The sequence below is a fragment of the Streptomyces colwelliae genome, assembly GCF_048158785.1.
GTDB lineage: Bacteria > Actinomycetota > Actinomycetes > Streptomycetales > Streptomycetaceae > Streptomyces.
Window position 1 is genome coordinate 1 of sequence record NZ_JBLTJC010000482.1, and the last position, 6932, is coordinate 6932.

A 6932-nucleotide genomic window follows, 5' to 3' on the forward strand; every position below is an offset into this window, starting at 1 on the left:
CGGCTGACGTCGGCGGAGGCAGCGGCCGAACTGCTGCGGACACTGGTCCCGTGGACGGCCGCCCCCGGAAAGCAGCGCGACCCCTTCTTCGACAACGCCAAATACCTGGCGATCGTGCTGGTGGCGATCGGCCACTCCTGGGAGCCGCTGCGCTCCGGCAGCCGTAGCGTCACCGCGTTGTACACGCTCGTCTACGCCGTGCACATGCCGGCGTTCATCGTGATCTCCGGGTACTTCTCGCGCGGCTTCCGCGGGACCCCGCCGCAGATCAGGCGGCTGCTGGGGGGAGTTGTCGTGCCGTACGTCGTGTTCGAGACGGCGTACACGCTCTACACGCGCTGGACCGACCACCAACCCGCCCGCGCCATCAGCCTGTTGGACCCGCTGTACCTGACGTGGTTCCTGGCGGCGCTGTTCGTCTGGCGGCTGACCACGCCGATCTGGAAGCACGTGCGGCACCCGCTGGCGGTGGCGCTGGTCATCGCGATGCTGGCGACGCTGTCCCCGTCCATCGGCAACGACCTCGATCTACAACGGGTGTTGCAGTTCCTGCCGTACTTCGTGCTCGGTCTGTGTCTGAAGCCGGAGCACTTCCAGCTCGTACGGCGGCCGGAGGTACGGCAGTTGGCGGTACCGGTGTTCGTGGTCGCGCTCGCGGTGGCGTACTGGGCGGTCCCGCGCTTCGACTACGCCTGGTTCTTCCATAACGCGAGCGCGGAGCAACTCGGCGCGCCCGCCTGGGAAGGGCCCCTGATGACGCTTGCAATCTTCGCCTGCTCGACGCTCCTGGTCGCCTGCTTCCTCGCCTGGGTGCCGCGCCGCCACACCTGGTTCACCGCACTGGGCGCGGGCACGCTCTACGGCTATCTCCTGCACGGGTTCGTCGCGCAGGGCGCCAAGTCCTGGGGCTGGTACGACCCTTCGTGGATGCGCGGCCCCCTCGGCGAGGTCACGGTGACCGTGGTCGCCGCCGTCGTCGTGACCGCGCTGTGCACCCCGCCGGTCCGGCGGCTCTTCCGCTTCGCCATGGAACCGGAGCTGCGGTGGGCGTTCCACCGTGACGCGAGCGAACTCGCCCGCCCCTAGCGATGGTTGTGGTGGATCGGCGGGCCAGTTCGTGAACTCGCGCTGAATCACTGCTGACACTTCACTGTGGGACGACACCCGTGCGCGAGAGGGCACAACCAGGCCTCTGGGGAGAGGGTCACACGCCGTGGTGGAACCCGAATTCCGCGGGTTCCGTCAACTCCCCTTACGTTTCACGGAGGTTGTGCGATGCCCTCTCGTTCTCCCGGTCGCCTCGTGACCCTCGCCCTCGGTGCCGGCCTGGCCGCTCCACTGCTCCTCGCCGGTACGGCGGACGCGGCCGCGGCTCCGGCCACCGCCGCGCTCGGCAACGGCGGCAACGAGGTCCTCTACACGGCCGCCGCCGGCCAGACCAACAAGGCGGTCGTCACCGCGTCGACCGGCAACCTCTCGACCATCACGTACGTCATCGACGACGTGGTCACGATCAAGACGGGCACCGGCTGCTCGTACCCCACCGCCAAGGACCACACCAAGGTCAAGTGCACAGTCACCACCCTGGACAGCCAGGACCCGTACCCCACCCTTCAGTTGACACTCGGCAACGGCAACGACACCGTCGCCTACCACAACAAGACCGGCCAGACGTACTACTTCGCCTCGGTCGACCTGGGCGCCGGCAACGACAAGGCCACCGACGACGGCAGCGTCGACGGCAACTACATCTCGGGCGGCACCGGCAACGACACCCTGACCCTCGGCAAGTACTCGGTGGGCTGGGGCGACGCCGGCAACGACACCCTGAAGGCCGCCGCGGGCACCATCGCCCAGGGCGGCAACGGCAACGACACGATCTCGACCACCGGCGACGCGGCCGACGGCGGTGCCGGCAACGACGTCATCACCGGTGGCGCGGCCGCCCAGAGCCTGACCGGCGGCACGGGCAACGACAGGATCCACGGCGGCTCCGGCAACGACTTCATCTACGGCGGCACGGGCAACGACGTCCTCTACGGCGACGCCGGCGCCGACACGATCTACGGCAACTCCGGCAACGACACCCTGTGGGGCGGCACGGGCAAGGACGTCCTGTCCGGCGGGCCGGGCCACAACGCCGTCCACCAGAACTGACGCGGGCCGGTCTCAGGACGTGAAGGTGACCACCGCTCGGGCCGGCGAGCGGAGCGCGTCCTGGAACAGCGTGGACCGCTCGACGGTGACGTCGACGGAGGTGCCGTCGGCGGCCGTCGAGTGGTACTCCCAGACAGGGAGCCGCAGGGAGGTGCCGCACAGGCCGTCCGGCAGCGCGATCTCGTCGTCCACGTTCCCCGCCTCCCCTTTGGTCCCGTACTTCTGGTCGAACAGGGCCTTCCCCTCCGGGAGGATGCCCGCGCGGCGCAGATAGTCCGGTGTCCGGCGGCTCAGGAACGTGACCTCGACGCTGCCGTTCCGGGTGAGGTAGTGGATGTCGGAGGCGTCGGCCGGAAGGGTCGCGCCTCCGGCATCGATCACGCCCGGCAGCCGCAGATCGCTCCCGTCGCACGCCCGGGCGTCCCCGAGCGGATGGAACAGTTCGTCCCGCAGCAGCCAGGTACCGCCGCCGCCCACCGCCGCGAGCACGACCACACCGATCCCCAGCCACACCGGCACCCGCCGCCGCCCGGCCACAGCACTCATCAACGCCCCCTCGTCATGGCGAGCGAGAGCCTGCCAAACAACGCGCGTACACGACAACCCCATAACTCCTTTCCCAGCTGTCACAGCCATGTCATACGCTGCTCTCAGCAGCCGCGCCCCGCGCGTCACCGCGTCTCTCATCCGCGGTCGCGTCCGGGTGTTGCGCGGCGCTCTCAACTCCCGGTCCTCGGACCGGTTTTCCTTGTGGGGGGAACAGCACGTGCGGATGCGCAGCATCTCGACCGCGACAGCGCTCGCGGTCCTACTCGGTTCGGCGGCGCTCAGCGTCGTAGCGACAGGTACGGCCTCGGCGGCGACCGCCAACGTCACCTCGCCCGGCGGCCTGGTCGCGGACGAGGCCCTCAAGCGGGTCTTCGTCGGTGACACCTCGGCCGGAACGGTCTCGGCCACCGACTACGCGGGCAACGTCCTCGCCTCGGTGGGCGGCATCGGCTCGGTCACCGGCCTGACCGTCTCCGACGACGGGGCCACCGTGTACGCGGCGGTGCAGAACACACACGAGATCGTGGCGATCGACGCGGCCGGCCTCGACGTCAAGGCCCGCTACGCGATACCCACCGACACCGGCCCGCGCCACATCGCCTTCTCCGGCGGCAAGGTGTGGTTCACCTACGGCGACCAGTGGGACGGCGACCTCGGTTCCGTGGACCCGGCGGTGGACCCGGCGAGCGGCACCGACCCGGTGACGATGGCGCAGTTCCCGAACCAGGGCACCTCCGTCGACATCTGGGGCGAGGCCCTGCTGGACACCGACCCGCTGCGGCCCGGCGTACTGGCCGTCGGCGAGACCGGCCTCTCCACCGACTCCATGGCCGTGCTCGACGTATCGAGCGGCACGCCCGCGCTCACCGCCTGGTACCACGGCGACTACACCCTGAACAGCGGCATCGGCGACATCGACCTCGCCGCGGGCGCCGACCGGGTGCTGGTCAACGGCCAGGTCCTGGACGCCTACGCGGACGGCAGGTTCACGCAGTCCGGCACCCTCCCGGCGGGCCAGCAGGCCGACATCTCCCGGGTCGGACTCGTCGCCCAGGTCGACGGCAACAAGATCTCGACGTACCGGCCGAGCGCGACGAAGCCCATCCGTACATACACCGTCGGTTCCTACGGCACGGCCGACCTGACCTGGTCCCCCGACTCCTCCCGCGTCTTCGCGCTGGTCGGGACGTCCACCGGCAAGTACAGCCTCAAGGTGCTGACCGACCCCGACAAGAACGTCCCGACCCTCACGGTCAACGCCCCCTCCTCCGCCCCCCGCGCCAAGAAGCTCACCGTCACCGGCAAGCTCTCGGCGACGGTCGCGCTGCCCGCCGGCGTGAAGCTCCAGGTCACGCGCACCGACCTGGAGTCCACGAAGGGCAAGGCGCTGCCCACCGTCACAGTGCAGGCGAACGGCACCTACTCCTTCACGGACACCCCGCCGGCCGGCGGCACCGTCACCTACAAGGTGAGCTACGCGGGTGACGCCGGGCACGCGGCGGTCAGCGCCTCCGACAAGGTCGCCGTCTCCCGCTCGGCCACGACCCTGAGCCTGAACAACAACGGCAAGCTGTACGCGTACGGCGCCGACGTGAAGTTCACCGCGCACCTCGGCAAGACGTACAAGAACCGCACGGTCGCGATCTACTCGGACCCCTTCGGCAGCGACAAGCCGAAGAAGCTGGTCAAGACCGGCAAGGTCAACTCCAGCGGCAACATCACGGTGACCGTGGACATGACCCGCGACACCGCCGTCTCCGCGGTCTTCGCCGGTGACGCCCGGTACGCGTCCAAGACGGTGAAGGCCACGGCGTACGCCAAGGTCAAGGTCTCCACCGCGATCACCAAGCACTACAAGAAGGCGAAGATCGGCTCGACGTCGTACTACTGGTTCCACAAGAACTCGGCGCCGGTCGTCACCACGACGATGACCTACTACAAGAACCGCCAGGAGCGGCTCGACCTTCAGGTCTACTACAACGGCCGGTGGTACGACTCCGACTCGGAGTACTTCGGCCTGGGCACGAACGGCAAGGTCGCGGTGAACCTCGGCGCTCCCGGCGAGTCCGGCATCAAGGCCCGCGTCCGGGCCGCGTACATCAACGGTTCGTCCGGCGACAACGTCAACTCGACGACGTACACCGGCTGGAAGTACCTGTACTTCTCCAACTAGCCCACGGCTCATAGAAGTTCATAGAAGCTCGTAGAAATTCACAGAGCTTCACAGAGCTTCATCGGTGGACGGCAGCTCCGTCCCGACGACCACAGGTCCTCGGGCGGAGCTGTCCGCATGTTCGCCGGCTACAGCCGGCTACACCGTGTCCAGCCCCGTCATGAGCTGCCCGTACGCCCGCTCCGCGGCGCTGACCGCGTCGTCGTACGCGTCGTCGGCGGTGCGGCCGGAGGCCATCGTCCGCCAGTTCTCCAGGGCGAGTTCCTGCTGTGCGGCGATCAGGTGTGTCGCGGCCAGGCGGCGGATGAACGGGGTGGAGTCGCCGGAGTGGGGGAGGGCGTCGGCGAGCGCGTCGATCTCCTGGCTCCGGAAGCGCTGCACCAGACCGGTCCGCAGGCTCGGCGTGCCGTACAGCAGGTCCATGAAACCGAGCACGTCCGGGTGGTCGTTCAGGCCGGTGATCGGGTCGCGGACGGCGAGGCGGGCCAGGAAGTGGGCGCGCAGGGCGGCCGTGGGGGTCTGGCCGGGCGGGCGCTCGCCCACGACGCGCGCCGCTTCGCCCAGGTGGTCGGCGAAGCGGTCCAGGACCAGGTCCTCCTTGGTCGGGAAGTACCGGAACAGCGTGGCCTTGGAGACCTCGGCCGCCGCCGCGACCTCGACGACGGACACCTCGTCGAAGCCCTTCTCACGGAAGAGGCGCAGGGCTTCCTGCGCGATGAGGTTCCGCGTGCGTTCCTTCTTGCGCTCGCGCAGACCGGCGGGTTCGTCCATGCCGATCACTTTACCAGGCGAGTGAGACTCGGGTTCGGATGAGACCGAGAATCTTCTGAGACCTGGTTGCATTTTCTCTTAGTTCGGTGTTCCCTGGATGCAACGACGACGAGAGGACCGCCATGAGCGACGACGACGTCCTGATCGTGGGCGCCGGACCGACCGGCCTCACGCTGGCCATCGAGCTGGCCCGGCGCGGTGCGGGGGTGCGGATCGTGGACGCGGCCCCCGCCCCGCACCGGGAATCCCGGGGCAAGGGTCTACAGCCGCGCACCCTGGAGGTCCTGGAGGACGTCGGCGTCACCGGGCGCGCCCTCGCCACCGGGACGACACGACTGCCGTTCCGCAAGTACTTCGACGGCGTGCACGTGAACGACACCGACCCCTTCGCGGACGCCCGCCCCACCCCCGACGCACCGTACGAGCGAGGGGTCCTCATAGGGCAGTGGCAGGTGGAGGAACTCCTGCGCGAGCGGCTCGCGGAGTTCGGGGTCGGCGTCGAACCCGGCACGGAGGTCACCGGGTTCGAGCAGGACGAGGACGGTGTCACGGCCGTCCTCGCCGACGGGGAGCGCATCAGGGCCGGCCATCTCGTCGGCTGCGACGGCGGGCGCAGCCGGGTGCGCAAGGCGATGGGGGTGCGCTTCGACGGTACGACGGAGGAGACCCAGTCGATGGTCGTCGGTGACGTCGAGGCCGAGGGGATCGGCCGGGACGTCTGGCACCAGTGGTTCACGCCGGACGGTGGCGGAGTGATGCTCTGCCCCATGCCCGGCACGAACTCCTTCCAGTTCCAGGCCGGACCCGAACTCGACGCGAACGGCGATCCGTTGCCGCCGACGCTGGAGAGCTTCCAGCGGATCTTCGATCGGCACGCACGCGTGCCCGGCGTCACGCTGACCGACCCGACCTGGCTCTCCGTCTGGCGGGTCAACGTCCGCATGGTCGACCGGATGCGCGCCGGCCGGGTCTTCCTGGCCGGGGACGCCGCCCACGTCCACCCGATCGCGGGCGGCCTCGGCATGAACACCGGCATCCAGGACGCCTACAACCTGGGCTGGAAACTCGCCCTCGCGACCGCCGGGCGGGCCGGCCCCGGACTTCTGGACACCTACGAGGAGGAGCGCCTCCCGGTGGCCGCCTGGACCCTGGGCATCAGCACCGACCTGTACGCCCGCGTGCACGAGGCGGTCAAGGAACCCGGCACCGGCGTCGAGGCCGCCGCCCCGCCCCCGATGGGCACCGGCTACCGCTGGAGCTCCCTCGCCGCCGCGACCACCAC

6 protein-coding genes are annotated in these 6932 nt (G+C 69.5%); 4 read left to right on the forward strand and 2 right to left on the reverse strand.

Annotation, left to right across the window (positions count from 1 at the left end; genetic code table 11):
• Positions 1-3: 3 nt before the first annotated feature.
• Complete coding sequence (locus ACNFOC_RS48360; RefSeq protein ID WP_416965374.1) at positions 4-1086, forward strand: acyltransferase family protein; 1083 nt, start codon at positions 4-6, stop codon at positions 1084-1086.
• A gap of 189 nt (positions 1087-1275) precedes the next feature.
• Positions 1276-2157, forward strand: a complete 882-nt coding sequence (locus ACNFOC_RS48365) for a calcium-binding protein (protein WP_416965369.1) — start codon at positions 1276-1278, stop codon at positions 2155-2157.
• A gap of 12 nt (positions 2158-2169) precedes the next feature.
• Here the strand turns inward: ACNFOC_RS48365 and ACNFOC_RS48370 are convergent, their stop codons facing one another.
• Positions 2170-2703, reverse strand: coding sequence for a hypothetical protein (locus ACNFOC_RS48370; protein ID WP_416965370.1), 534 nt, complete (start codon positions 2701-2703; stop codon positions 2170-2172).
• Between the two features lie 226 nt (positions 2704-2929).
• On the opposite strand from ACNFOC_RS48370, the gene ACNFOC_RS48375 reads away from it, so the two are divergent.
• Positions 2930-4879 carry a YncE family protein gene (locus ACNFOC_RS48375; RefSeq protein WP_416965371.1) on the forward strand — a complete coding sequence of 650 codons (1950 nt, stop codon included), beginning with the start codon at positions 2930-2932 and terminating at the stop codon, positions 4877-4879.
• A gap of 138 nt (positions 4880-5017) precedes the next feature.
• Here the strand turns inward: ACNFOC_RS48375 and ACNFOC_RS48380 are convergent, their stop codons facing one another.
• Positions 5018-5650: a TetR/AcrR family transcriptional regulator gene (locus ACNFOC_RS48380; protein ID WP_416965372.1), complete on the reverse strand. Its 633-nt coding sequence runs from the start codon at positions 5648-5650 to the stop codon at positions 5018-5020.
• Between the two features lie 122 nt (positions 5651-5772).
• On the opposite strand from ACNFOC_RS48380, the gene ACNFOC_RS48385 reads away from it, so the two are divergent.
• Positions 5773-6932: FAD-dependent oxidoreductase (locus tag ACNFOC_RS48385; protein WP_416965373.1), on the forward strand; the 1160-nt coding region annotated here is incomplete at its 3' end.